Here is a 2,151-nt window from a genome sequence, read left to right as displayed (position 1 = left end):
TTATAAAAAATTTTTTTGAGGATAATTGTTGGAATTATGTTGGCAGATTGACTTATATAGTGAAATTAATGAAGAAATTAATAGAACTTTTTGCCTTCTGCTTTTACATATAAAAAAATCATTTTTAATAAATAGGATAAATTTATATATATTGGGACAAATTAAAAATATATTTATTTATTAAGAAGGAAGAATTATATGAACATAGATATTTTAATAACCCAAGTAGATGAACATAATGAATTTAATATACTTGCAACAAAAAGATTTAATCCAAAGAAAGTAATATTTATATATAAAAAAGAAGATGAATCCTTTCTAAAATCATTAAAAAATTACTACACAACATATCTTCCAAATACAACCCTTCAAGAATTAATAGTAATAGAAGGAGATATAAATGGATTAAGAAAAATCATACTTGATAATAAAAATAAATCTTTAATAGTTAATTTAACAGGTGGAAGCAGAATAAACTCATTAGAAATGTTTAATATATGCAAGGATAATTCTATAAAAGCTATATATATAGATATAAAAAATAAAAAATTATATTTATTTGATAATAAGGTAGAAATAATAAGGGAAGAATTTGAAGATTTAGAGTTAGATAAAATTATAAAGGCTAGTGGTGGAGAAGTAATAAATGATTCAACAGAATTAGCTAATAAAAAAGATTTGATATTATTAACTAAAGCAATTTATAAGAATTTAGAAATTTGGCATAAGTATAAACAAAAACTATATGATTCTAATATTTTTATTCATTATGCAGAAGATTCTAATGTTATAAAGATAAATTTAAATTTATTAAGCAAAGACGAAAAAGTAATTTTGAGTAAAATTCTTATATACTTAAAAAGAATTGGGGGAATAGATTATACTACTGAAGAAAAAGAAATAAAGGTTTATTTTAAGAAGGAATATCTAAAGTCATTTATATTCAAAAGTGGAACTTGGCTAGAAGTAGCAACCAATAATATAATTAATGAAATTAAAGAGATAGATGAAGTAAGAAGTGGAGTTATGTTTTTATGGAATGATAAAAGTAAGATTGTTAGAAATGAATTAGATGTAGTTGCGGTGAAGGATTCTGTTGCTATTTGTATTTCTTGTAAGGATAGCGATAAATACAATGAAAACTCCTTAAACGAATTAGATGTCTATAGTAATAAAATAGGAGGAAAAAATGTATATAAAATTTTAGTAGCTACAAAGGATCCAATTAAAACAGCTGTTAAGTATAGGGCAATGGAAATGGGAATAAGCCTGATTATTTTTGATGGAAATGAAGAAAAATTTAAAATCAAAATAAGGGAAGCTATATCTAAAAAGAAATAGTAGTTTACCATTAAGGATATTTGTCACAATTTAAGAATATAATAGAAAAAAATGAAATAGTAGAAAGATAAGAAGTTTAGTAAGATAATTGCCAATTAAGGAGCCTAATTCAAGAAATTAGGCTCCTTTTAGTTGTAAATATTAATTAAGCAAGGTGGTATAATTATATTATAATAATTCGCTAGATTTTATGATAAAAATATTGAAAAGAGGGTATAAAATGGGTAAGGTATTAGTTTTTATTTTTGATGGGATGACAGATTATGAAACAACTTTAATTAGCCACTTATTATGTGCAGATGCTGGAAAAGAAGTTATTCCAATTGCATATAATGATAAGCTAATTAAAGGAAGATCAGGATTTATATATAAGCCTGAAAAAGTAATTAGTGATATTTTAACTGATGATGTTGAAGGCTTAATAATTTCTGGGGGATGGTTTAAAGAAATAAAAGAAGAATTTATAGACTTAATTAATGATTTAAATTCAAAAGGAAAGTTAATAGGAGGAATATGTGGTGCCGGTACATTAGCCTTAGCAAAGGCTGGAGTACTTAATGATGCAAAATATACCACTCCTATAGTTGAATGGGATGAAGAATATGTATTAAGATATGGAGAAGAAGACCCATTTCCAAGAAATAACTTTGTTTTAGATAGAGTTGTTAGAGACGGAAACATTATAACTGCACAGGGAGCTGCTTTTATAGACTTTGCAGTTGAAGTATGTGATTGGTTTAATTTATTTGAAAATGAAGAGGATAGAGAAAACTTTATTAATATTATTAAAGGATTATAACTTCTATTTTA

At 24.6% G+C, this 2,151-nt stretch carries 2 protein-coding genes; both read left to right on the top strand.

Going from position 1 to position 2,151, the window contains the following annotated elements; translation table 11 throughout:
• Positions 1-198: 198 nt before the first annotated feature.
• On the top strand, positions 199-1,341 hold the full coding sequence (locus tag ACQRD5_RS17005; RefSeq protein WP_291626265.1) for a Card1-like endonuclease domain-containing protein: 1,143 nt from the start codon (positions 199-201) through the stop codon (positions 1,339-1,341).
• A gap of 220 nt (positions 1,342-1,561) precedes the next feature.
• Positions 1,562-2,140, top strand: a complete 579-nt coding sequence (locus ACQRD5_RS17000; protein WP_291626266.1) for a DJ-1/PfpI family protein — start codon at positions 1,562-1,564, stop codon at positions 2,138-2,140.
• Positions 2,141-2,151 lie beyond the last annotated feature (11 nt).

The sequence above is a fragment of the Clostridium sp. SGI.024 genome, from assembly GCF_050315195.1.
GTDB lineage: Bacteria > Bacillota > Clostridia > Clostridiales > Clostridiaceae > Clostridium.
The sequence above is the reverse complement of the archived record's forward strand: the minus strand, read 5'-3'. Positions and strand labels throughout refer to the sequence as shown.